The sequence below is a fragment of the Pseudomonas sp. GW822-FHT03F04 genome, assembly GCF_058801405.1.
This window is the reverse complement of sequence record NZ_JBXANF010000008.1, coordinates 265951-287483: the sequence shown is the minus strand read 5'-3', so window position 1 is coordinate 287483 and position 21533 is coordinate 265951. Positions and strand designations below refer to the sequence as shown.

22 protein-coding genes are annotated in these 21533 nt (G+C 60.9%); 5 read left to right on the top strand and 17 right to left on the bottom strand.

Going from position 1 to position 21533, the window contains the following annotated elements; translation table 11 throughout:
• Window positions 1-11: 11 nt before the first annotated feature.
• The 11 genes from ccoG to ccoN (AC1RMX_RS20515) all read right to left on the bottom strand — a co-directional run bounded on the left by ccoG (window position 12) and on the right by ccoN (AC1RMX_RS20515) (window position 9439).
• Entirely contained in the window at window positions 12-1427 is a 1416-nt protein-coding gene (gene ccoG / locus AC1RMX_RS20565; protein ID WP_192560188.1) for a cytochrome c oxidase accessory protein CcoG, read from the bottom strand.
• 259 nt (window positions 1428-1686) lie between these two features.
• On the bottom strand, window positions 1687-2115 hold the full coding sequence (locus tag AC1RMX_RS20560; protein WP_493072868.1) for a type II toxin-antitoxin system VapC family toxin: 429 nt from the start codon (window positions 2113-2115) through the stop codon (window positions 1687-1689).
• Window positions 2116-2370, bottom strand: coding sequence for a type II toxin-antitoxin system Phd/YefM family antitoxin (locus tag AC1RMX_RS20555; protein WP_065259746.1), 255 nt, complete (start codon window positions 2368-2370; stop codon window positions 2116-2118).
• Between the two features lie 171 nt (window positions 2371-2541).
• Window positions 2542-3525, bottom strand: a complete 984-nt coding sequence (gene ccoP / locus AC1RMX_RS20550; RefSeq protein WP_096822486.1) for a cytochrome-c oxidase, cbb3-type subunit III — start codon at window positions 3523-3525, stop codon at window positions 2542-2544.
• A complete protein-coding gene (locus AC1RMX_RS20545) occupies window positions 3522-3707 on the bottom strand; it encodes a CcoQ/FixQ family Cbb3-type cytochrome c oxidase assembly chaperone (protein ID WP_003175465.1) in 186 nt (61 codons plus the stop codon). The genes ccoP (AC1RMX_RS20550) and AC1RMX_RS20545 overlap by 4 nt, the downstream gene beginning before the upstream one ends.
• A 5-nt stretch (window positions 3708-3712) precedes the next feature.
• A complete protein-coding gene (ccoO, locus tag AC1RMX_RS20540; protein WP_007905434.1) occupies window positions 3713-4321 on the bottom strand; it encodes a cytochrome-c oxidase, cbb3-type subunit II in 609 nt (202 codons plus the stop codon).
• Window positions 4321-5763: a cytochrome-c oxidase, cbb3-type subunit I gene (gene ccoN / locus AC1RMX_RS20535; RefSeq protein ID WP_085711942.1), complete on the bottom strand. Its 1443-nt coding sequence runs from the start codon at window positions 5761-5763 to the stop codon at window positions 4321-4323. Before ccoN (AC1RMX_RS20535) ends, ccoO (AC1RMX_RS20540) begins: the two co-directional genes overlap by 1 nt.
• 481 nt (window positions 5764-6244) lie before the next feature.
• Window positions 6245-7198, bottom strand: coding sequence for a cytochrome-c oxidase, cbb3-type subunit III (gene ccoP / locus AC1RMX_RS20530; protein ID WP_096822485.1), 954 nt, complete (start codon window positions 7196-7198; stop codon window positions 6245-6247).
• Complete coding sequence (locus AC1RMX_RS20525; protein WP_007960354.1) at window positions 7195-7392, bottom strand: cbb3-type cytochrome oxidase subunit 3; 198 nt, start codon at window positions 7390-7392, stop codon at window positions 7195-7197. Before AC1RMX_RS20525 ends, ccoP (AC1RMX_RS20530) begins: the two co-directional genes overlap by 4 nt.
• 3 nt (window positions 7393-7395) lie before the next feature.
• Entirely contained in the window at window positions 7396-8004 is a 609-nt protein-coding gene (gene ccoO / locus AC1RMX_RS20520) for a cytochrome-c oxidase, cbb3-type subunit II (protein ID WP_007960355.1), read from the bottom strand.
• 10 nt (window positions 8005-8014) lie between these two features.
• Window positions 8015-9439 (bottom strand): cytochrome-c oxidase, cbb3-type subunit I, encoded by a 1425-nt coding sequence (ccoN, locus tag AC1RMX_RS20515; protein WP_007960356.1) that lies wholly within the window; start codon window positions 9437-9439, stop codon window positions 8015-8017.
• A gap of 95 nt (window positions 9440-9534) precedes the next feature.
• Between ccoN (AC1RMX_RS20515) and AC1RMX_RS20510 the strand changes: the two genes are divergently transcribed.
• Window positions 9535-10212: an alpha/beta family hydrolase gene (locus AC1RMX_RS20510; protein WP_493072866.1), complete on the top strand. Its 678-nt coding sequence runs from the start codon at window positions 9535-9537 to the stop codon at window positions 10210-10212.
• A 752-nt stretch (window positions 10213-10964) separates the two neighbouring features.
• Window positions 10965-11324: a DUF6124 family protein gene (locus AC1RMX_RS20505; RefSeq protein WP_493072864.1), complete on the top strand. Its 360-nt coding sequence runs from the start codon at window positions 10965-10967 to the stop codon at window positions 11322-11324.
• Between the two features lie 75 nt (window positions 11325-11399).
• Here the strand turns inward: AC1RMX_RS20505 and AC1RMX_RS20500 are convergent, their stop codons facing one another.
• From AC1RMX_RS20500 to inhA, 3 genes are all read right to left on the bottom strand, one after another.
• Window positions 11400-12965, bottom strand: coding sequence for a methyl-accepting chemotaxis protein (locus tag AC1RMX_RS20500; protein ID WP_096822476.1), 1566 nt, complete (start codon window positions 12963-12965; stop codon window positions 11400-11402).
• Between the two features lie 102 nt (window positions 12966-13067).
• The gene (locus AC1RMX_RS20495; RefSeq protein ID WP_493072863.1) at window positions 13068-13859 is read right to left on the bottom strand and encodes a CPBP family glutamic-type intramembrane protease; all 792 of its coding nucleotides are present in this window, start codon (window positions 13857-13859) and stop codon (window positions 13068-13070) included.
• Between the two features lie 133 nt (window positions 13860-13992).
• A complete protein-coding gene (gene inhA / locus AC1RMX_RS20490) occupies window positions 13993-14679 on the bottom strand; it encodes an isonitrile hydratase (RefSeq protein ID WP_273540412.1) in 687 nt (228 codons plus the stop codon).
• 88 nt (window positions 14680-14767) lie between these two features.
• On the opposite strand from inhA, the gene AC1RMX_RS20485 reads away from it, so the two are divergent.
• Window positions 14768-15751 (top strand): GlxA family transcriptional regulator, encoded by a 984-nt coding sequence (locus AC1RMX_RS20485; protein ID WP_096822473.1) that lies wholly within the window; start codon window positions 14768-14770, stop codon window positions 15749-15751.
• Here the strand turns inward: AC1RMX_RS20485 and AC1RMX_RS20480 are convergent.
• The 3 genes from AC1RMX_RS20480 to AC1RMX_RS20470 all read right to left on the bottom strand — a co-directional run bounded on the left by AC1RMX_RS20480 (window position 15720) and on the right by AC1RMX_RS20470 (window position 19238).
• Window positions 15720-16619, bottom strand: coding sequence for an alpha/beta fold hydrolase (locus AC1RMX_RS20480; protein WP_493072861.1), 900 nt, complete (start codon window positions 16617-16619; stop codon window positions 15720-15722). The two genes, AC1RMX_RS20485 and AC1RMX_RS20480, sit on opposite strands and share 32 nt — an antisense overlap.
• Before the next feature lie 10 nt (window positions 16620-16629).
• The gene (locus tag AC1RMX_RS20475) at window positions 16630-17019 is read right to left on the bottom strand and encodes a hypothetical protein (protein WP_096822471.1); all 390 of its coding nucleotides are present in this window, start codon (window positions 17017-17019) and stop codon (window positions 16630-16632) included.
• A gap of 392 nt (window positions 17020-17411) precedes the next feature.
• A complete protein-coding gene (locus AC1RMX_RS20470; protein WP_493072916.1) occupies window positions 17412-19238 on the bottom strand; it encodes a glycoside hydrolase family 15 protein in 1827 nt (608 codons plus the stop codon).
• 207 nt (window positions 19239-19445) lie between these two features.
• Here AC1RMX_RS20470 and AC1RMX_RS20465 point away from each other — a divergent pair, with 207 nt between their 5' ends.
• Both AC1RMX_RS20465 and AC1RMX_RS20460 read left to right on the top strand, forming a co-directional pair.
• The gene (locus AC1RMX_RS20465) at window positions 19446-20618 is read left to right on the top strand and encodes an MFS transporter (protein WP_493072860.1); all 1173 of its coding nucleotides are present in this window, start codon (window positions 19446-19448) and stop codon (window positions 20616-20618) included.
• Between the two features lie 104 nt (window positions 20619-20722).
• On the top strand, window positions 20723-21460 hold the full coding sequence (locus AC1RMX_RS20460; RefSeq protein WP_096822467.1) for a thioesterase II family protein: 738 nt from the start codon (window positions 20723-20725) through the stop codon (window positions 21458-21460).
• Window positions 21461-21533: the final 73 nt, after the last annotated feature.

The following is a 21533-nucleotide window of genomic DNA, read 5'->3' as shown; positions in this document are numbered from 1 at the left end:
GTTCAGTTCTCTCAACGATTTTGTGGGCCGATGAACCGGCTCTTGGCTTCTACGTGGACGCTGTCGTCATCGGCATCCTTGAGGATGAATTTCACCTCGTTGGTGCTCGACGGCAGTTGTTCGGGCGCGCTCGACAGCTCGACCGGCATGCTGAAGATTTCCCCGGCCGGCACCTTGATCTCGCGTTTGCCTTGCAGGCGCAGATCCGGCAATCCGGCGGCTTCCAGCACGTAAGTGTGGTCGCGCTGATCCTTGTTCATGATCTTCAGGCTGTAGACGTTTTCGATCCGGCCTTCTGCGTTTTCACGGTACAGCACGCGGTCCTTGCTGACGTCGAAGCCTACCAGCGAACGCATGAAGAAGGCTGTCACCAGCAGACTGATCATCGCCAGCAGCACCACGGCATAACCGATCAGGCGTGGACGCAGTTTATGGGTCTTCTGGCCGGACAGGTTGTGTTCGGTGGTGTAGCTGATCAGCCCGCGCGGGTAATCCATCTTGTCCATGATGCTGTCACAGGCGTCGATGCACGCGGCGCAGCCGATGCACTCGATCTGCAGGCCGTCGCGGATGTCGATGCCGGTCGGGCAGACCTGGACGCACATGGTGCAGTCGATGCAGTCGCCCAGGCCCTGAGCCTTGTAGTCAACGCCTTTCTTGCGCGGGCCACGGCTTTCGCCGCGACGCGGGTCGTAGGAGACGATCAGGGTGTCCTTGTCGAACATCACGCTCTGGAAGCGCGCATACGGACACATGTAGATGCACACCTGCTCACGCAGCCAGCCGGCGTTGCCGTAGGTGGCGAGGGTGAAGAAACCGACCCAGAAATACGACCAGCCATCGGCTTGCCCGGTGAAGAATTCGAACACCAGTTCGCGGATCGGCGAGAAGTAGCCGACAAAGGTCATGCCGGTGACGAAACCGATCAGCAGCCACAGTGCGTGCTTGGAGAATTTGCGCAGGAACTTGTTGGCGCTCATCGGCGCCTTGTCGAGCTTGATGCGCTGGTTGCGGTCGCCTTCGGTGACCTTCTCGCACCACATGAAAATCCACGTCCACACGCTTTGCGGGCAGGTGTAGCCACACCAGACCCGGCCGGCATACACCGTGATGAAGAACAGGCCGAACGCGGCAATGATCAGCAGGCCCGAGAGCAGAATGAAGTCCTGCGGCCAGAAGGTCGCACCGAAGATGAAGAACTTGCGTTCCGGCAGGTTCCACCACACCGCCTGATGGCCGCCCCAGTTCAGCCAGACCGTTCCGAAATACAGCAGGAACAGCGCCGCGCCGCCCATCATCCGCAGATTGCGGAACAGGCCGGTGAAAGCACGGGTGTAGATTTTTTCTCGAGAGGCGTAAAGGTCGACGCTGTTGTTCGCGTTCTTGTTGGGGGGCGTGACGTCGTGTACCGGAATCTGATTACTCATCATTGCATCCCACGGCAGTGGAAAAATGCCTCGGTCGATACGTGCCGGCCGGGGTCAAAAAGGGGTGTTGCGGTGGCGCAATGATACGCCTGTCATGCCGACGAACGGGTGCGACCTTTGGTCGCGTTGGGGAAAAATCTTGAATGGTGTAGCGAATGTAACAAAGCATGATGCAGATCAATTGACTTGCTAAGTATGGACGGGTTTTCGGAGTGTGTTGTTCGCGAGCCATACGCCTTTGGCTGGCGTAGTGACGAAATCAAAAGGTATCGGCATTTCTGCTATCCCACGGATTGATCAACGCAACACCACTGGATTCAAAGTCGGCGACATTGCGGGTGACCACCGTCAGCCCATGTACCAATGCCGTCGCGGCGATCAAGGCATCGCTTTCATTGGCCTGATCCGGCACATGAAGGCGGGCGCAGCGCAGGGCGACGGCGGCATCGACCGGCAGGATTCGCGCATCGAAGGCCGGCATCACATGACGCTTGAGCCAGGTGCGCAAAACCTTTCCCTGAGCCGGATCGCGACGCTCCATGCGGAGCACCCCGGTCTCCAGTTCCTTCAAGGTAATGGCCGAAATAAACATGCGAGGGGCAATGACAGATCTGGCCCAGGCGACAACGTTCTTGTCGGCCTGGGGTTTGCGCAGTTCAGAAATCACATTGGTGTCGAGCAAATACATTCAGGACAGATCCACGGGGCGGTGAGTGATCACGGCACGCTCGGTTTCGAACTCGATGTCTGCTGCTTCAGGCATGACCAGCAGATCGACGATGCTCGCGTTGAGGCCGGTGAGTTTTTCGTACTCCTCAATGCTTAGCAGTACGTGGGCGGGCTTGCCACGATCAGTGATGATTACCGGCCCGTTGCGCGTGGCTTTTTTGGCACTGCTTGTGTCCTGATTGAATTCGCGGCTGGAAATGGTGGTGATGGCCATCATTGCGACCTCTCCTGAAGAAGATTTGTAGCAACGTTACTACCGCGTGCGATCCCCCACAACCTGGAGAGCCTGTCGAGCGCAACCACTGGTCGGCCCATCAAAGGCCAGAAACAAAAAGGCCCCGCCAATTCTCATTGGCGGGGCCTTTTTTTGCTTCAAGCGTTGGCCTTACTGCGCCTCGGCTTCCGCTGGCTTTTCACCATGAGACAGGCTGTAAACATACGCCGCCAGCAGGTGAACCTTGTCGTTGCCTTGCAGTTGTTCCTGAGCAGGCATCTGGCCCTGACGGCCGTAACGGATGGTCTGCTGCAGTTGCGCGAAGCTCGAACCGTAGATGAACGCGGCCGGGTGGGTCAGGTTGGGTGCGCCCATTGCTGGCGTGCCTTTGCCTTCCGGACCGTGGCAGGCCACGCAGTTGGTCGCGAACAGTTTCTGGCCGGCAACCGGGTCAGCCTTGGTGCCTTCCGGCAGCTTGCGGCCATCGAGGTTGGTCAGCACGAATGCCGCCACGTCGGCTACGCCTTGCTCGCCAATCACTTCAGCCCAGGCCGGCATCACGGCGTGACGACCGCCCATGATGGTGGTCTTGATGGTTTCCGGCTCGCCGCCCCAGCGCCAGTCGGCGTCGGTCAGGTTAGGGAAACCATAAGCGCCCTTGGCGTCGGAACCGTGGCAGACCGAGCAGTTGGAGGCGAACAGACGGCCGCCCATCTTCAGGGCTTGCGGATCCTTCGCTACTTCTTCGATCGGCATGGCGGCGAACTTGGCGAAGATCGGACCGAACTTGGCGTCCGAACGAGCCATTTCCTTTTCCCACTCGTGAACGCCGGTCCAGCCGGTCTGGCCGTTGGCGAACGCGGTCTGCTTGTCGTTATCGAGGTAGTTGTAGCCCGGCAGCAGACCTTTCCAGTTGCCCAGACCCGGGTACAGCACCAGATAACCCAGAGCGAACACGATGGTGCCCACGAACAGCATGAACCACCATTTCGGCAGCGGGTTGTCGTACTCCTCGATCCCGTCGAAGGAGTGGCCGACCGTCTCGTCGGTCTGCTCGGCGCGCTGTCCCTTGCGGGTCGACAGCAACAGCCAGGTCAGGGAAAAGATCGTACCGAGACTGAGGACTGTGACGTACAGACTCCAGAATGTAGTCATTCTTTGTTACTCCTAGAAGCTTGCTCGACGTGCTTGATGGCTTCGGGATCATCCGCGAAGGGCAGCAAGGTCGCGTCTTCAAACTCCGACTTGCGCTTGGGGCTGAACACCCACAACGCCAGACCGATGAAGGCAACCATCACGACAACGGTGCCCAGGCCTCGAATCATCCCGATATCCATCTAGATCACCGTTTGCTTTTGATGATGGTGCCCAGGCCTTGCAGATAGGCCACCAGCGCGTCCATTTCGGTTTTACCCTTCACAGCGTCTTTTGCACCGGCAATGTCTTCGTCGGTGTAAGGGACGCCGAGCGTGCGCAACACTTCCATTTTCTTGGCCGTGTCTTTGCCGTCGAGCTTGTTTTCCACGAGGAACGGGTAAGCCGGCATTTTCGATTCAGGCACAACGTTGCGCGGGTTGTACAAGTGCGCACGCTGCCAGTCGTCGGAGTAACGACCGCCGACACGGGCCAGGTCCGGGCCGGTACGTTTGGAACCCCACAGGAACGGGTGATCCCAGACGCTTTCACCGGCGACCGAGTAGTGGCCGTAGCGTTCGGTTTCGGCACGGAACGGACGGATCATCTGCGAGTGGCAGCCGACACAGCCGTTGGCGATGTAAACGTCGCGGCCTTCCAGTTCAAGGGCGGTGCGCGGCTTCATGCCTTCGACCGGCTTGTTGGTGACGTCCTGGAAAAACAGCGGAACGATTTGGGTCAGGCCACCGACGCTGACGGCGATGACCATGAAGAAGGCCAGCAGGCCAATATTCTTCTCGACAGCTTCATGCTTCATCAGTGAGCTCCAACTACGGCGATCTTGGCGGCGGCTTCAGCTTCAGCCGGGTCCGAGGCGCGAACGGTGCGCCACACGTTGTAGGCCATCAGGAACATGCCGCTGGCGAAGAACGCACCGCCCAGGGCGCGAACGATGTAGCCAGGGTGGCTGGCCTGCAGCGCTTCAACGAACGAGTAGGTGAGGGTGCCGTCGTCGTTGATTGCACGCCACATCAGGCCTTGAGTGATGCCGTTGACCCACATCGAAGCGATGTACAGCACGGTACCGATGGTCGCGAGCCAGAAGTGCGCGTTGATCAGACCGACGCTGTGCATCTGCGCGCGGCCGAACAGTTTCGGGATCATGTGGTAGATCGCGCCGATCGAGATCATCGCCACCCAGCCGAGTGCGCCGGCGTGTACGTGGCCGATGGTCCAGTCGGTGTAGTGCGAGAGCGAGTTGACGGTCTTGATCGCCATCATCGGACCTTCGAAGGTCGACATGCCGTAGAACGCCAGCGATACCACGAGGAAACGCAGGATCGGGTCGGTGCGCAGCTTATGCCAGGCGCCCGACAGGGTCATCATGCCGTTGATCATGCCGCCCCAGCTTGGTGCCAGCAGGATGATCGACATCGCCATGCCCAGCGATTGGGCCCAGTCCGGCAGCGCGGTGTAGTGCAGGTGGTGCGGGCCGGCCCAGATGTACAGGGTGATCAGTGCCCAGAAGTGCACGATCGACAGGCGATAGGAGTAGATCGGACGTTCGGCCTGTTTCGGCACGAAGTAGTACATCATCCCCAGGAAGCCGGTGGTCAGGAAGAAACCCACGGCGTTGTGGCCGTACCACCACTGGATCATCGCGTCGGTCGCACCGGCGTAGGCCGAGTAGGACTTGAAGAAGCTGACCGGCAGCGAGGCGTGGTTGACGATGTGCAGCATCGCGGTCACGACGATGAACGCGCCGTAGAACCAGTTACCCACGTAGATGTGCTTGGTCTTGCGCTTGGTGATGGTGCCGAAGAACACCAGACCGTAGGTGACCCAGACAATGGCCAGCAGAATGGCGAGGGGCCATTCCAGTTCCGCGTATTCCTTGGTGGTGGTGTAACCCAGCGGCAAGGTAATGATCGCGCCGACGATAACCGCTTGCCATCCCCAGAAGGTGAAGGCCGCGAGGCTGTCGGAAATCAGTCGCGTCTGGCAGGTTCGCTGCACGACATAGTAGGAAGTGGCAAACAGTGCACAACCACCGAAGGCGAAAATCACCAGGTTTGTGTGCAACGGGCGCAGGCGTCCAAAGCTCGTCCACGGCAGACCGAAGTTCAACTCCGGCCAGACCAGTTGCGAGGCAATGAAGACACCGAGCCCCATGCCAAGGATCCCCCAGACCACCGTCATGATGGCGAACTGGCGGACTACCTTATAGTTATAAGCAGTCGGACTGATTGCTGTGCTCATTCTAAGGTTCCACGGTTTGGGTGTTTTATTAGGATTAAAATCGGCCGCAAGTATGTAGAAAGCAGGGGGTCAATGCAACGCGCCATGACCTGGGTCAATGCTTTCCAACGCTGATTCTGCGGCCTTTCCATGCGCCGCGTAAGGACAAAATTGCCCTCGGGCAAAATGTCGCAGCGAACGAAAAAAGCGAGGGGTCCCGGTCGGATGTAACGGGGTGTGTTCGAACGCTCGGTTCGGGTGACGGACGGTAATCGGCACGACAGCCGGTATCTACCGGCCTTTGCGGCCATGTCAGTCAGCCGATTCGTTCAACGCCTCGCTCAGGGTCGACCTGGAACCGGCACGGGCCAGTCCGCATCGAGCAAGCGTAGACCCGAATCCGGGTAACCGAAAGGAGAGTGGGTGAAGGGGTGCGACAATGCGTCGCAAAGGGACTGGAAACTGCCGCACTGGAAACGTGCGGCAGTGTTGTACGCAATGATTACTTTTTATTGTCCTCAGTAATCAGTTTTTCTGTATTCAATCCATGGCTCAAGCTGTACACATAAGCCGCCAGCAATTGCACTTTATCGTTACCCAGCAGCTCGTTCTGAGCTGGCATGTGGCCCTGACGACCATGGCGAATGGTCTGTTCAAGTTGGGTCAGGCTGGTGCCATAGATGAATCCGGCCGGGTGCGTCAGATTCGGCGCACCCATGGCTTCAGTGCCCTGGCCGGTTGCCCCATGACAGGCTACGCACATGGTGCTGAACGTTTGCTGTCCCGCTTGCAGGTCGGCCTTGTTGTCCGCCGGCAGTGGCAGCCCGGCCAGCCCGTGACGCACGTACGCTGCGACGTTTTTCACACCCGCCTCACCGAGCGACTCGCCCCAGGCCGGCATCGCCGCGATCCGGCCACCCATGATGGTGGTCTTGATCGTCTCGGCACTGCCGCCCCAGCGCCAGTCCTGGTCGGCGAGGTTAGGGAAGCCGAAGGCGCCCTTGGCATCCGAACCGTGGCACACCGAGCAGTTCGACGCGAACAGACGGCCGCCCATTTTCAGCGCCTGCGGATCCTTCGCCACTTCTTCCACCGGCATCGCGGCGAATTTGGCGAAGATCGGCCCGAACTTGGCGTCAGCCTTGCTCATTTCCTTTTCCCACTCGTGGACGCCGGTCCAGCCGTCCTCGTAGCCGGGCAGGATGCCTTTCCAGTTGCCCAGGCCTGGGTAAAGGATCAGATAGCCCACGGAAAACACCAGCGTGCCGGCGAACAGCATGAACCACCACTGCGGCAGCGGGTTGTCGTACTCCTCGATGCCGTCGAAGCTGTGGCCCATGGTCTGGTCGACGCTGCCCTTGGTCTCGCCCCGACGGGTGCCGACCAGCAGCCAGGTCAGGCCGATCAGGCTGCCGATGGTCAGTACGCAGATCCACGTACTCCAGAAGGTGGTCATGGCCGGGTACTCCTTGTTTCATTAGCTTGGGTAGTGTCGGGTTGCGGCTCGTCGGCAAACGGCAGCAGGCGCGCTTCGGCGAATTCCGGCGTGCGCTTGCGGTTGAACACCCACAGGGTCAGGCCGACGAAGGCCACGAACACCACGACCGTGCCGAGGCCGCGAATCAGCCCCGCGCTCATTTCAAAGACCATGGCTCACCTCTTGCTCTTGATCGCAGTGCCAAGCACTTGCAGGTAGGAGACGAGGGCGTCCATTTCGGTCTTGCCCTTGAGGCTGGCCACCGCGCCGCTGATGTCGTCGTCGGTGTACGGTACGCCGAGGGTGCGCATGACCTTGAGCTTGGTTTCGGTGTGGCTGCTGTCGACCGGTTGCGTAACCAGCCATGGGTAGGCCGGCATCTTCGATTCCGGTACGACGTTGCGCGGGTTGTACAAGTGCGCACGGTGCCAGTCATCCGAGTAACGCGCGCCAACCCGGGCCAGGTCCGGACCGGTACGTTTCGAGCCCCACAGGAACGGGTGATCCCACACGCTTTCGCCGGCCACCGAGTAGTGGCCGTAGCGCTCGGTTTCGGCGCGGAACGGACGGATCATCTGCGAGTGGCAACCGACGCAGCCTTCGCGGATGTAGATGTCGCGGCCTTCCAGTTGCAGCGCGGTGTAGGGCTTCATGCCTTCCACCGGTTTGTTGGTCACGTCCTGGAAGAACAGCGGGACGATCTGGGTCAGGCCGCCGATGCTCACGGCGAACACCATCAGCAGCATCAGCAGGCCGACGTTCTTTTCAATCGTTTCGTGTTTCATGGCGGACTCCTCAGGCCATCTGCGCGGCAGCAACGACGTCAGCAGGCTGCGAGGCCCGCACGGTGCGCCAGGTGTTGTAAGCCATCAGGAACATGCCGCTGAGGAAGATCGCCCCGCCAATCAGCCGCACGACGAAGCCAGGGTGGCTGGCCACCAGGGTTTCGACGAAGGAGTAGGTCAGCGTGCCGTCCTCGTTCACCGCACGCCACATCAGGCCCTGGGCGATGCCGTTGACCCACATCGAAGCGATGTACAAAACGGTGCCGATGGTCGCGAGCCAGAAGTGCGCATTGATCAGGCCGATGCTGTGCATCTGCTCTTTGCCGAAGATTTTCGGGATCATGTGGTACAGCGCGCCGATGGAAATCATCGCCACCCAGCCGAGCGCGCCGGCGTGAACGTGGCCGATGGTCCAGTCGGTGTAGTGGGAGAGGGCGTTGACGGTCTTGATCGCCATCATCGGACCTTCGAAGGTCGACATGCCGTAGAACGCCAGCGACACCACGAGGAAGCGCAGGATCGGGTCGCTGCGCAACTTATGCCAGGCGCCCGAGAGGGTCATCATGCCGTTGATCATGCCGCCCCAGCTCGGGGCCAGCAGTACGAGCGACATCACCATGCCCAGCGACTGCGCCCAGTCCGGCAGCGCGGTGTAGTGCAAGTGGTGCGGACCGGCCCAGATGTACAGGGTGATCAGCGCCCAGAAGTGCACGATCGACAGGCGATACGAATACACCGGACGTTCGGCCTGTTTCGGCACGAAGTAGTACATCATCCCGAGGAAACCGGCGGTGAGGAAAAAGCCTACGGCGTTGTGGCCGTACCACCATTGCACCATCGCGTCGGTTGCACCGGCGTACACCGAGTAGGACTTGGTGAAGCTCACCGGCAACTCAAGGTTGTTGACGATGTGCAGGATCGCCACGGTGATGATGAACGCGCCGAAGAACCAGTTGCCCACATAAATGTGCTTGGTCTTGCGCTGCATGATCGTGCCGAAGAACACGATGGCGTAGGCGACCCAGACGATGGTGATCAGGATGTCGATCGGCCATTCCAGCTCGGCGTACTCCTTGGAACTGGTGTAACCCAGTGGCAGGCTGATGGCCGCCAGCAGAATCACCAGTTGCCAGCCCCAGAAGCAGAAGGCGGCGATTTTCGGCGCAAACAATTGCGTCTGGCAGGTGCGCTGCACCGAGTAGAACGAACTGGCGAACAAGGCACAGCCGCCGAACGCGAAGATCACCGCGTTGGTGTGCAGCGGGCGCAGGCGTCCGAAGCTGGTCCACGGCAGGTTGAAGTTGAGTTCGGGCCAGACCAATTGAGCCGCGAGAAAAACCCCGAGCCCCATGCCGACGATGCCCCACACCACCGTCATAATGGCGAATTGGCGGACCACCTTGTAGTTGTAGGCGGTACTGATAGAAGTGTTCATGGTTCCCCATCCACGGTTCAGCCGAAGTGAGCGCGCGCAGAAAACGCCGCGAATCCTTCGCCTGGAGTTATAGGCAGACTAAAAGCGAGGCAAGCATGGACAAACAGCACAAGGCCAGTATTGACGGGGATCAATGGGCGCAGTGCCTGCGGGATCACGGGTGGCTTTGGGATGCCGCTGTTGGCGAGGCTTCGGCGACTTTGATCCTGGCGCATGGGGCGGGGGCGCCGATGGATAGCGACTGGATGAACGATATGGCTGGGCGCCTTGCTGGGCTGGGGGTGAACGTGTTGCGGTTTGAGTTTCCTTATATGGCGCAGCGGCGGGTTGATGGGGTCAAGCGGCCGCCGAATCCTGCGGGGAAATTGCAGGAGTGCTGGCGTGAGGTTTATGGCTTGGTGCGACTTCATGTCGCTGGGGTTTTGGCGGTTGGCGGGAAGTCGATGGGGGGGCGGATGGCCAGTCTGCTTGCCGATGAGCTTGGCGCGGATGCTTTGGTTTGTCTTGGTTATCCGTTTTATGCGGTGGGGAAACTGGAGAAGCCTCGGGTTGAGCATTTGGCTGCTTTGCGGACTCGGACGTTGATTGTTCAGGGGGAGCGGGATGCGCTTGGCAATAGGGACGCTGTCGGGGCTTACGATCTATCGCCGAGTATTGAGGTGTTCTGGTTGGCTTCTGGGGATCATGATTTGAAGCCGCTCAAGGTTTCCGGGTTTACGCATGAGCAGCATTTGGCTTTGGCGGCGGAGAGGGTTGCCGGGTTTCTTCGTTGAGGTTTGGTTTTGGGGTGTATATCCGTTGCTGCGGTTATGGCTGCTTAGGGTTCCGCCCTTACGGCGGGTCACTTTTGGCAAACGCCCCAAAAGTAACCAAAAGGTCTTGCTCCTACGTCCGGCCCGCTCGCTGAGGCTCGGGGTTCCTTCGCTCCGGGATTCATCCGGGGGGCATCGCCTACGGTTTGCTTCGCTGCACCTCCTCTCGATGTGTTTGGCTTCGCCAAACGGTCGCTGCGCTCCCACCCCCGGATAAATCCCTCCACTCAGCCTTCCGACGTCGCCCGAAGATCAAAAGCGGTACTCGAGCTAACGCTCATCGTGTTGAGTGGTGAGGAGCCATGCGGATTGCAGCAGGGAAAGATCTGCTTGTTTTCTGTGCGTAAACGTAATTCCGAGACGGCGTTTAAAGTACACGAACCGTTACGCCATAAGGGCTACAACACCTTGCGTCGTTGCCTACGCGTACGCCAGAATCCGCCGGCTTACGCGGCTATGGGGCGGGCTATATCGTTTCCCTGTCACTGAAAAACAGTGATCGGGTTTGGTAGCCCGCTTCGAAACCGTCGTATGGCGTCACCATATGCAGTCCCTTGTTTGGGGCTCAGTTTTTTATGGTGGGCATGCGCGGGGCTCCTTTGTGAGCGCCGGGTTTCCCGTTTCGACCGGTCTACCAACCCGCGTATGGCCACCACCCTTCGTTTGGTAGCGAGGGTGATGGCTCCTCAATATTCGAAACTGGAGTTAAATCTATGTTCAAAGCCACACCAAACCCACCAGAAACTGATCCAACCCCTCACGACCCCGAGCTTGAGTCCCAGAAGACAAAAGAAGCCGCCGACCGCGCACTCGACTTTTACCTCGGCCCCGAAATCCCGAAATACTTCCCGCCCAAGGCCCGTCCCATCTACATGGTCGATCCCACACTCGATGACGAAACTCTGCTCGTCGAAGCCTGCGAATCGCTGTCGTCAGCCAACGCCATGGCCGGCAATATCGCCAATTCAGTGAAAGGTCCTGAGCGCAAACCGCTGCTGGCGCTGCAACAGCTGATCATGTTGAACGAGTTGCTGGTGAATCGACTGCTGGACAGGCTGCGTTTGCCTCAGTAACCGCGAATAACGCCAAATAAGTAACAAAAAACCCCGGAAGCTTTCGCTGTCCGGGGTTTTTTATTGCCAGAGCAATCAGCGGTTAAACCGCTCCACCAACGAATACTGCGTATTAGCCGTCTTCGTCAGCTCTTCACTCAGCAACGCCGAGTTATGCGCCTGTTCCGAGGTCTGGTCTGCCAGTTCCGAGATGTTGCTGATGTTGCGGCTGATTTCTTCAGCCACGGCACTTTGCTCTTCGGTCGCGGCGGCGATCTGGGTGGTCATGTCGGTGATGTTGGCCACCGCTTCGCTGATGCCCACCAGTGCCTGATCTGCTTCCAGAACCCGCGCCACACCTTCCTCCGCCTGGCGATGGCCGGCTTCCATGGTTTGTACGGCGCTGGATGCAGTCTGTTGCAACTTGGCGATCAGGGCGTGGATCTGGCCGGTGGATTCGCTGGTGCGTTGCGCCAGTTGGCGAACTTCGTCGGCGACCACGGCAAAACCACGGCCCATCTCGCCGGCACGCGCTGCTTCAATCGCAGCGTTGAGCGCGAGCAGGTTGGTCTGGTCGGCGATGCCTTTGATCACGTCGACCACGCCGCCGATTTCGTCGCTGTCCTTGGCCAGTTGCGTGACGGTCAGGCCGGTTTCACCGACGACGACCGACAGGCGCTGGATGGCTTCGCGGGTTTCACCGGCGATGTCGCGGCCGCGACCGGTCAGGCGATTGGCTTCCTGGGTGGCGTCGGCGGTGCGCTGGACGTGGCTCGCCACTTCCTGGGTGGTGGCGGCCATCTGGTTGACGGCGGTGGCGACCTGTTCGGTTTCCACGCGTTGGCGTTCCAGGCCGATGGAGCTGTTGTGCGCCAGACTGTCGGACTGCTTGGCCTGATCGGTCAGGTGCTCGGCGGTGTCCTGCAGACGGGTCAGGCAGGTTTTCAGGCGCGCTTCCTGGCTGAGGATCGACATTTCCAGACGCGCCTGGGCGCCACGGCTGTCGGTGTACATCTGCGCGATCAGCGGGTCGGACGTGGTCTGCTCGGCCAGACGCAGCAGGCGCTTGAGCCCACGTTGCTGCCATTGCAAGCCCAACAGGCCCAGCGGCACCGACAGGCCGGCGGCGAGGGCGAAGCCCCACTGCGAGTTCAGGGTGGCGCCGATCATGAAGCTCAACTGGCTGACCAGAATGAACGGCAGCCAGTCCTGCACAATCGGCAGCCATTTGTCGCTCGAAGGAATCGCCGACTTGCCCTGGTTGATGCGTTGGTAGAGCGCTTCGGCACGGCGGATCTGTTCGGCGGACGGCTTGACCCGCACCGACTCGTAACCGACCACCTGACTGCCATCGAACACCGGCGTTACGTAGGCGTTCACCCAGTAATGATCACCGGTCTTGCAGCGATTCTTGACAATGCCCATCCATGGCAAGCCTTGTTTCAGTGTGCCCCACATGTGCGAAAACACCGCAGCCGGGACGTCGGGGTGACGAACCAGGTTGTGCGGCGCACGGATCAGCTCCTCACGCGAAAACCCGCTGATTTCGACGAAAGCGTCGTTGCAGTAGGTGATCACGCCCTTGGCGTCGGTTGTGGAGATCAACCGTTGCTGAGCCGGGAAAGTCCGTTCGCGTTGTGTAATGGGCTGGTTATTACGCATGGTTTTTCAATCCGCAAGGCTTTGAAAGGTTGTCGGCGGGGTCGGCGATTTGTTGAAGTTTTTTTTCATTTATAAGTACGGCGTCGCAAAACGGGGCTTGCTTCAACCCGCGAGCATCGGATAGGTGAACAGGCCGAAGTGCAGCAGGTTCAGACCAAAGTGCGTCATGATCGCCGCGCCGAGCCCGCCAAAACGGTAGGCCAGACCATAGCCGACACCTGCCAGGCTCGCCAGCAACACCCATTGCCAGCCGGCGCCCACATGCACCAGGCCGAACAGCAGGGACGCGAGCAGCAGCGCGAGGTTTTCGCCGTAGGGCAAGTGTTTGAAATGCCGGCTGAGGCCGCCCTGTATATAGCCGCGAAACAGCGCTTCTTCGACCAGTGTCACCAGCAGCAGGTTGTTCAGCACCCACAGCCACGCCTGATCCGGCCATTTCGGCGCCCAGGTGATCATGCCCAGCAACACGGCGCCGCCCAGCGCCAGGATCACGCTCAACGTCAGTGCCAGTGCGGTGGCGTAAACGGTCAGGCGCAACGACCGCCGCGCGACAATCCACGGGCAGGCCAGCAGCAACCAGAAACCAATCAGCGGTTTGTCGAGATTCACGAACATCGAGAACGGCACGGCGTTGTCGGTGAAGCGCTGCGCCGGGATGGCCCGGCCATTGTAGAAGCCCGGCAGCCAGTGCATGGCCAGCGCCACGGCCAGCACGATAAACAGGCCATGACCGAGAAAACGCCCGACCGGCACGGTTTGCTGGCGCACGGCATAACCGGCGAAAACCAACAGTGCAATGGAGATCAGCGCCAGCCAGCCGAGCTGGCCAAAGCTCAGCGCCAATCCGTAACCAAGGCTGAGAAGCCCGAGATAGAGCCATGGCAGAGCTGTCATGGAAAGTCCTTGTGCACGATTTGTGGACAGGCTTTCTACACGGGTGAGGGCGAGGGGACAAGTGAAGGTGTAGGGGAAAACCGGGACGCAGGCCCTGTGGGTTGGTCCCCACAGGGCCTGTGCTGCGCACGAATCAGCGCAGATTGAGCTTCGCCGCCGCGCGCTCAGTGATTTCAGTGCGCAGTTTCAGCGAAGGCGCCGCACGTTTGCGCGCCTCATCGACAACAGCACTCGGCGCCGTCTCCGGGCTGCCCGAATCAAACGGCGGCGCCGGCGCATATTCCAGCTGCAACTGCACCAGTTGCGCCGTGTCGACGCCGACCAGTTCTTGCGCCAGTGTCAACGCAAAATCGATCCCGGCCGTGATGCCGCCCCCGGTAAACAGATTGCCGTCACGCACCACCCGATCCTTCACCGCAATTGCGCCCAGTGTCGGCAGTAGATCGTGATAAGCCCAGTGCGTGGTTGCCCGTTTGCCCTGCAACAGACCCGCCGCCCCAAGCACCAGCGAACCGGTGCAGACCGACGTCACGTAGCGCGCCTGCGCCGCTTGCGTCTTGATGAACGACAGCGTCTGCTCATCTTCCATCAACGGCCCGACGCCTGCGCCGCCGGGAACGCAGATCACATCCAGATCCGGGCAATCCTCGAATGTGGTGGTCGGTTTCAGCACCAGCCCGGTGCTGGCGGTGACCGGTACCAGATCCTTCCAGATCAGGTGCACTTGCACGTCCGGCAACGAGGCCAGCACGTCATACGGGCCGGTCAGGTCGAGTTGCTGCACCTGGGGAAACAACAGAAAACCGATCTGCAACGCCATGATTCATCTCCGTGAAAAGGGGTGGACGGCTTCACTGTAGGCGCGTAGGTTTTGGCGCATACGCCAATCAGCCCACGAATTACGCCAAATGCCGAAAACCATCCACGTCCTCGCGTTCGCCAATGTGCAACTGCTCGATGTCACCGGGCCGTTGCAGGTCTTCGCCTCGGCCAACGACATTGCCCGCCAGCAGGGTCTGCCTGCGCCGTACGCACCAACGGTCATCGCCAGCGGCGGTGGGGCGGTGAACTCTTCTGCCGGGTTGGCGATGCTGGCCGAATCGCTGCCGAAACAGCCCAGCGATACGCTGATCATTGCCGGCGGCTGGGGCGTCTACGCCGCTGCGGAAGATGCCGCGTTGGTGAGTTGGGTGCGTGAGCATGCGAACGGCTGCCGGCGCGTGGCCTCGGTCTGCACCGGCGCATTTCTGCTGGCGGCCAGCGGCTGGCTCGACGGTCGCCGAGTCGTCACCCACTGGACCCGCTGCGAACAACTGGCGCAGCAGCACCCACGCTTGCAGGTCGAGCCCAATCCGATCTTCATCAACGACGGCCCGGTCTGGACTTCGGCGGGCGTCACCGCCGGCATCGACCTGGCGCTGGCCATGGTCGAAGACGACCTAGGGCGCGACATGGCCCTGGACGTCGCCCGGCAACTGGTGGTGTTCCTCAAGCGACCGGGCGGGCAGTCGCAATTCAGCGTGACGCTGTCGCTGCAAAAACAGGGCAACCGCTTCGATGATTTGCACGCGTGGATTGCCGAACACCTGACTTGCGATCTGGGCATCCCGACCCTCGCCGAACAGGCCGGCATGAGCGAACGCAGCTTCGTGCGCCACTACCGCGCCGATACCGGCCAGACCCCGGCCCGCGCCATCGAACTGATCCGCGTCGAAACCGCCCGCCGGTTGCTGAGCGATACCGGTCTGCCGGTCAAACGGGTCGCGGCCAATTGTGGATTTGGCAGTGAAGAGACGTTACGCCGCAGTTTTCTGCGGGCCATGGGTGTGACGCCGCAGGCGTATCGGGAGCGGTTTTCGGTCAGCGCTGGAGCAGATCCAGTAATGCCTTGAGCGTTTCACCCGGCGCTTCCTCGGGAATGTTGTGCCCGACGCCCGCCAGAACTCGCCGCTCATAAGGCCCGGTGAAGTGATGGGCATCTTCATCCTCCGCTGGCGCAGGGCCAACGCCATCATCGGCACCGCACAGCGAGATCGTCGGAACGCCGATCGCCGGTTGTTTCTCCAGCGCCTGCTCCATCCATTCCAACGCCGGATCGCCCGGTGCATACATGAACCGATGGCGATAAGAGTGAATCACCACCTCAACGAAATCAGGGTTGTCGAACGCCGGTGCACTCAACGGATAACGCTCGGCGTTCCGCGCCCAGGTCGGTGACCACAACTGCCACAGCAACTCGCACAGCGCCCGACGATTCTGCGTCAGCCCTTCAACGCCACGGGGCGTGTGGAAGTAGTACTGATACCAGTAGCGATGCTCGCTCTGCGGATCCAGCGGCTGGACCGAATTCGGAATGTCCTGCAGGTTGTAACCGTCGCCCGTCACCAAACCGCACACTCGATCAGGAAACAGCGCCGCAACGATACACGCCGCCCGACCACCCCAGTCGTAACCGCACAGCGTCGCTTGCTCGATACCCAGCGCATCCATCAGATCCAGCAGATCCTGAGCCAGCGCCGCTTGCTGGCCCGAACGCAGCGTGTCCGGGCTGTTGAAACGGGTCGGTCCGTAACCGCGAAGGTACGGCACGATCACCCGGTAGCCCTTGGCGGCGAGGGGCGGGGCTATTTCGTCGTAGGCGCGGGGGGAGTAGGGGAAGCCGTGGAGGAGGATGACCGGCGTACCGTTTTCCGGGCCGTGATGCTCATAGGCGATGGTCAGACTTTTGGTCTTGCAAAGTTGCATCACGGCTTGGGTCATACGGGATTCCTCAAGTTTCAGCTTCCGCCACCTGATTGAAATACTTGCTGCGATCCGGCGTAAACGTCACCACCATTTTCGTCCGCGAACAGGTCATGACTCGCTCGGCACCCAGATCAATATCCAGATCCTCCCCACGCAACCCTTGCCACTGGGCGAGGTATTTCAGCGATCCGTACTTTTCATTCTTCTTCAGGCTGCGACTGACTCCGCCTTTCCAGCCCAGCACCGGAAGTTCATCGGCAGTGCAACGTTGGGCGAGGTCGGGGAAGCGGGCGGCGCGCTGGCGGCCGATTTCCCAGCATTTGATCAGGCCCTTGTCGGCGGCTTCCCACAGTTCGTCGCGGGTCAGGCCCGTGCGCAGAGGGGCGTCGATCTGGCGGTGGATGCGTTGGCTCATTCTGGTTCCTTGAATCGGGTTTTTATTGGACAGCTCCGCTGTGCCCGTTGCGGTGGATGGTAGGGGGGGGATGTAACAGCTGGCAACAAGGTATTTCGGGGTGTAAGTGCGAGTTACGGGGGAAGGAATGTTTGGGATTTGTTTAGTGGATGTAGGTGTCAGGTTTTGCGAGTTGTGGCGAGGGAGCTTGCTCCCGCTCGGCTGCGCAGCAGTCGCAAAGCCGGGCTATGCAGTCTCTCAGGAGAAATGTGGGGGCAGGGCCTGGGGCCGTTGCACGACCCGGCGGGAGCAAGCTCCCTCGCCACGGGCGCTGTGATTCTGTTTATTTACGTGTAGGGATTAGCCCCGATCAGAGCGAGTGCGGGGCATATTTCCTACAAACTCTGATGGCTTTACGGCTGCCATTCACTCTTCTCCCCACTCAACTTGCGATCGAGAAAACTCGCCGCACTGATCAGTGCCAGATGGGTCAATGCCTGGGGCGTGTTGCCCAGATGCCGGCCACGGTTGTCGAATTCCTCCGCGTATAGTCCCAACGGATTGGCGTAACGCAACAGTTGTTCAAATTCCAGATGGGCCTTCTCCAGTTGTCCAGCGCGGGCCAGGCATTCGACGTACCAGAACGAGCAGGCGGCGAAGGCGCCCTCGGTGCCGGACAATCCGTCGATGCCGGTATCGTCATTGCGATAGCGGTAAACCATGCCGTCACGCACCAAGTGTTTTTCGATGGCTTCAAGCGTCGCGAGCCAGCGCGGATCCTTTGCGCTGACGAAGCGCACCAGCGGCATCAGCAACATCGAGCCGTCCAGCGCGGTGCCGCCCTGGTACTGCACAAAATGCCCGTGTTCTTCATTCCAGAAGTTGTCCCAGATGTCGGCATGAATCGCCTGGCGGGTCTGGTCCCAGCGGGCGAAAGGCGCCGGCAGCGAACGTTTCGAAGCGAGCCGGATTGCCCGGTCCAGCGCCACCCAGCACATCAGCCGCGAGTGCAGGAAGTGATGTTGCTCACCGCGCATTTCCCAGATGCCTACATCCTTGGTCTGCCAGGTCTCACAGACCTGATCGACCACTTCCATCACATGTTTCCAGCCTTCGTGGGAAATCGCGTCGCCGTACTTGTTGAGCAGATAAACGGCGTCCATCAGTTCGCCGAAGATATCCAGTTGAATCTGATCGTACGCGCCATTGCCGATGCGCACCGGTTTCGCGCCGCCATGTCCGGACAAATGCGTGAGTTCGGTTTCCGGCAGTTCCTGGCGGCCGTCGATGGCGTAGAGGATGTTGAGTTTCATCGGCTGGCCGCTGCAATCGCTGACCCGCCCGCGCAGCCAGCGCATGTAGCCGTTGGCTTCGTCGACAAAGCCCAGGCGCATGAAGGCGTAAACGGTGAAGGAGGCATCGCGGATCCAGGTGTAGCGATAGTCCCAGTTGCGTTCGCCGCCGGGGGTTTCCGGCAGGCCGAACGTGGCGGCGGCGAGGATTGCGCCGTGCTGGCGCGAGGTGAGTAGCTTGAGGGCGAGGGCAGAGCGGTTGACCATTTCCCGCCAGCGACCGCGATAGTTGGACTGGCCGATCCAGTCGCGCCAGAACTTCAGCGTGCGCTCGATGCACAGCTTGGCGGCCCCTTCGGCGAAGCGCGGATCGTCGCTGGCGCCGAGCATGACCGCGGCGGTCTGATCTTGTTTGAGGGTGAATTGCGCGACTGCTGCTTCCTGATCGACGCTCAAGGTTTGATCCGAGGCCAGCCGCAGTGTCGGCTGCCCGGTGGCGCTGAACAGCACATCCTTTTTATCAATGACGGCGTGCGTTTCCGCGCGGGCGTAGTCATGCCGAACGGCGCAGCGCAGGTGAAACGTTGCCTGCCCGCTGACCACCCGAACCCGGCGGATCAAAACCGGTAACGCCTCATCGTTGTCGCCAATGGGCAGCAGATCGGTGATTTCCACCACGGCGTGATCGCTGAGCCAGCGGGTTTGCAGGACGTTGGTGTCCGGCAGGTAAATCTGCTCGCGCCGGGCATCGGGCAGGTCCGGGGCCAACTGGAAAATCCCCGCGTCGGGCGTATCCAGCAGCGAACAGAAGATCGACGGGCTGTCGAATTCCGGCCAGCAGAAGAAATCCACGCTGCCCTTGTCATTGACCAGCGCTGCGCTGCGCAGGTCGCCAATGATGCCGTGGGCGTCGATGGGGCTTTGTCGTTCAGGGTGATGCTCGGCCATGGTCGTCTGGCTCCGAGGCGAAGGCTTACCTAGCTGACTGATGGCCGGCGGCGAGAGTTCATCCGCGGACATGAAATGATCGACAGCTTTGCGCGGCAGCGATTGGCCTTGCACGCCACAGGGACTTCACATTCCACCAACAATTCCTCGCTTTCCCGCCCGTCAGGCTTTGTGGCAAGTTGGCCGCCCCTGATGAGGCTGTATCCGATGGCAAACCCTTACCGAGAACTGTTCAACGCCCCCGGCGCCCGGGCTTTTGTGATGGCCGGGATGATCGCGCGCATGCCGATTTCCATGACCGGCATCGGCGTGATCACCATGCTCTCGCAATTGACCGGCGGCTATGCGCTGGCGGGTGGGGTGGCGGCGACGTTTGCCTTGGCCACGGCGTTCTGCGCACCGCAGGTGTCGCGGCTGGTGGACCGTTACGGTCAGGGGCGGATTCTGCCGGTGTCGGCGCTGATCGGTGGCGGGGCGTTGCTGATGTTGCTGCTGTGCACCCGTTTGCAGGCACCGACCTGGACGCTGTTCATCTGCGCTGCGCTGGCCGGTTGCATGCCGAGCATGTCGGCGATGGTGCGGGCGCGCTGGACGGAAATCTATCGCGGCCAGCCGCAATTGCAGACGGCGTATGCGCTGGAATCGGTGCTCGACGAAGTCTGCTTTATCGTTGGGCCGCCGCTGTCGGTGGGGCTGTGCGTCGGCGTGTTTCCCGAGGCCGGGCCGCTGGCGGCGCTGTTGATGTTGGCGATCGGCGTGACGGCGTTTGTCGCCCAGCGCAGCACCGAGCCGCCGGTGCATCCCCACGAATCAGAGCATCAAGGTTCGATCATTCGTTCGACCGACGTGCAATGGCTGCTGCTGTTGATGGTCGCCATGGGCATGATCGTCGGCGTGGTCGATGTGGTCAGCGTTGCGTTCGCCCAGCAACAAGGGCAGCCGGCGGCGGCGAGCATCGTGTTGTCGGTGTACGCCATCGGTTCCTGTCTGGCGGGCATCGCGTTTGGTGCGATGCGCTCGAAACTGTCGTTGCCGCGCCTGTTTCTGTATGGCGGCCTGGCGACGGCGGTGACCACGCTGCCGCTGTTACTCGCGACCAACATTTTCGGGTTGTCCGTGGCGGTGTTCATCGCCGGGCTGTTCTTCTCGCCAACCCTGATCGTGGCGATGGCGTTGATCGAACGCATCGTGCCGCCGGCCAAACTCACCGAAGGCCTGACCTGGTTGGTGACCGGCCTGAGCATCGGCGTGGCCATCGGTGCCGCTGGTTCCGGTGCATTGGTGGATGCATTCGGTGCTCGCAGCGGCTTCTGGCTGGCGATTGCAGCGGGTGCGGTGGTGTTGTGTTCGGCGGTGCAGAGCTTCCGCCACCTGAAATGAAATGTGCCCGTGGGCGTGAGCCGGGGGGGGAAATTTAACGCCACCGACTAATTTGCCCGGCCGGTGATCCGTACCCTTTGAAGAGACATTTTTCCGAGGGAAGCGTGGTGACCAAGTTGACCCTGCTGTGCCTGCCGTATTCCGGCGCCAGTGCCATGGTCTACAGCCGCTGGCGGCCGAAGCTGCCGCAGTGGCTGCAATTGCAACCGGTGGAATTGCCGGGGCGCGGCGCCCGGTTCGGCGAACCGCTGCACACCGACATGCGCGCGTTGGCCATGCAACTGGCCAGGGAACTGCGCCCGACACTCAAGGCCCCTTACGCACTGTTCGGCCATAGTCTGGGCGCCTTGCTGGCCTGCGAAATCGCTCACGCCTTGCGCGCATTGGGTTGCCCGGAGCCGGTGGCGCTGTTCGCCTCGGGCACCGCGGCGCCGACGTTGCGCGCCGACTACGACCGCGGCTTTGCCGAGCCGAAGACCGACGCCGAGCTGATCGATCAACTGCGCACGCTCAACGGCACCAGCGAGGAAGTGCTGGCCAATCAGGAGCTGATGAGCCTGACGCTGCCGATCCTGCGCGCCGATTTCCTGCTCTGCGGCAAATTCCAGCCGTTGCAGCGGCCGCTGCTCAACTGCCCGGTGCATGTGCTGGGCGGCAAGGCCGACAAGGCGACTACGGAGCAGTTGATCGGCTGGAGCAAGGAAACCCGTGGCAGCTTCTCGGTGGACATGCTGGCCGGCGGGCACTTCTTCATTCATGAACACGAAGCCAAGGTGCTGCGGGTGATCAAGGATCAACTCGACGTGCATCATCGTCGGCACGGCTTGATGGCCGCCGTTTAACCCGAATTCATTGCTGTCCGGAACCCTGAGAGGAGCGAGCCGGCTTGCTCCCGCAGGGTTTTTTATCGCCCGC

Bases quoted from the DNA above. Each gene is read 5' to 3' on its own strand.
- AC1RMX_RS20480 (WP_493072861.1), bottom strand. From the start codon at position 16,619: ATGACCCAAGCCGTGATGCAACTTTGCAAGACCAAAAGTCTGACCATC.
- AC1RMX_RS20465 (WP_493072860.1), top strand. From the start codon at position 19,446: ATGGCAAACCCTTACCGAGAACTGTTCAACGCCCCCGGCGCCCGGGCT.
- ccoP (WP_096822485.1), bottom strand. From the start codon at position 7,198: ATGACCACCTTCTGGAGTACGTGGATCTGCGTACTGACCATCGGCAGC.
- ccoN (WP_085711942.1), bottom strand. From the start codon at position 5,763: ATGAGCACAGCAATCAGTCCGACTGCTTATAACTATAAGGTAGTCCGC.
- inhA (WP_273540412.1), bottom strand. From the start codon at position 14,679: ATGGCGTTGCAGATCGGTTTTCTGTTGTTTCCCCAGGTGCAGCAACTC.
- AC1RMX_RS20560 (WP_493072868.1), bottom strand. From the start codon at position 2,115: ATGTATTTGCTCGACACCAATGTGATTTCTGAACTGCGCAAACCCCAG.
- AC1RMX_RS20475 (WP_096822471.1), bottom strand. From the start codon at position 17,019: ATGAGCCAACGCATCCACCGCCAGATCGACGCCCCTCTGCGCACGGGC.
- ccoO (WP_007905434.1), bottom strand. From the start codon at position 4,321: ATGAAGCATGAAGCTGTCGAGAAGAATATTGGCCTGCTGGCCTTCTTC.
- ccoG (WP_192560188.1), bottom strand. From the start codon at position 1,427: ATGAGTAATCAGATTCCGGTACACGACGTCACGCCCCCCAACAAGAAC.
- AC1RMX_RS20510 (WP_493072866.1), top strand. From the start codon at position 9,535: ATGGACAAACAGCACAAGGCCAGTATTGACGGGGATCAATGGGCGCAG.
- ccoN (WP_007960356.1), bottom strand. From the start codon at position 9,439: ATGAACACTTCTATCAGTACCGCCTACAACTACAAGGTGGTCCGCCAA.
- AC1RMX_RS20500 (WP_096822476.1), bottom strand. From the start codon at position 12,965: ATGCGTAATAACCAGCCCATTACACAACGCGAACGGACTTTCCCGGCT.
- AC1RMX_RS20485 (WP_096822473.1), top strand. From the start codon at position 14,768: ATGCCGAAAACCATCCACGTCCTCGCGTTCGCCAATGTGCAACTGCTC.
- AC1RMX_RS20470 (WP_493072916.1), bottom strand. From the start codon at position 19,238: ATGGCCGAGCATCACCCTGAACGACAAAGCCCCATCGACGCCCACGGC.
- AC1RMX_RS20525 (WP_007960354.1), bottom strand. From the start codon at position 7,392: ATGGTCTTTGAAATGAGCGCGGGGCTGATTCGCGGCCTCGGCACGGTC.
- AC1RMX_RS20505 (WP_493072864.1), top strand. From the start codon at position 10,965: ATGTTCAAAGCCACACCAAACCCACCAGAAACTGATCCAACCCCTCAC.
- AC1RMX_RS20495 (WP_493072863.1), bottom strand. From the start codon at position 13,859: ATGACAGCTCTGCCATGGCTCTATCTCGGGCTTCTCAGCCTTGGTTAC.
- AC1RMX_RS20545 (WP_003175465.1), bottom strand. From the start codon at position 3,707: ATGGATATCGGGATGATTCGAGGCCTGGGCACCGTTGTCGTGATGGTT.
- ccoP (WP_096822486.1), bottom strand. From the start codon at position 3,525: ATGACTACATTCTGGAGTCTGTACGTCACAGTCCTCAGTCTCGGTACG.
- AC1RMX_RS20555 (WP_065259746.1), bottom strand. From the start codon at position 2,370: ATGGCCATCACCACCATTTCCAGCCGCGAATTCAATCAGGACACAAGC.
- ccoO (WP_007960355.1), bottom strand. From the start codon at position 8,004: ATGAAACACGAAACGATTGAAAAGAACGTCGGCCTGCTGATGCTGCTG.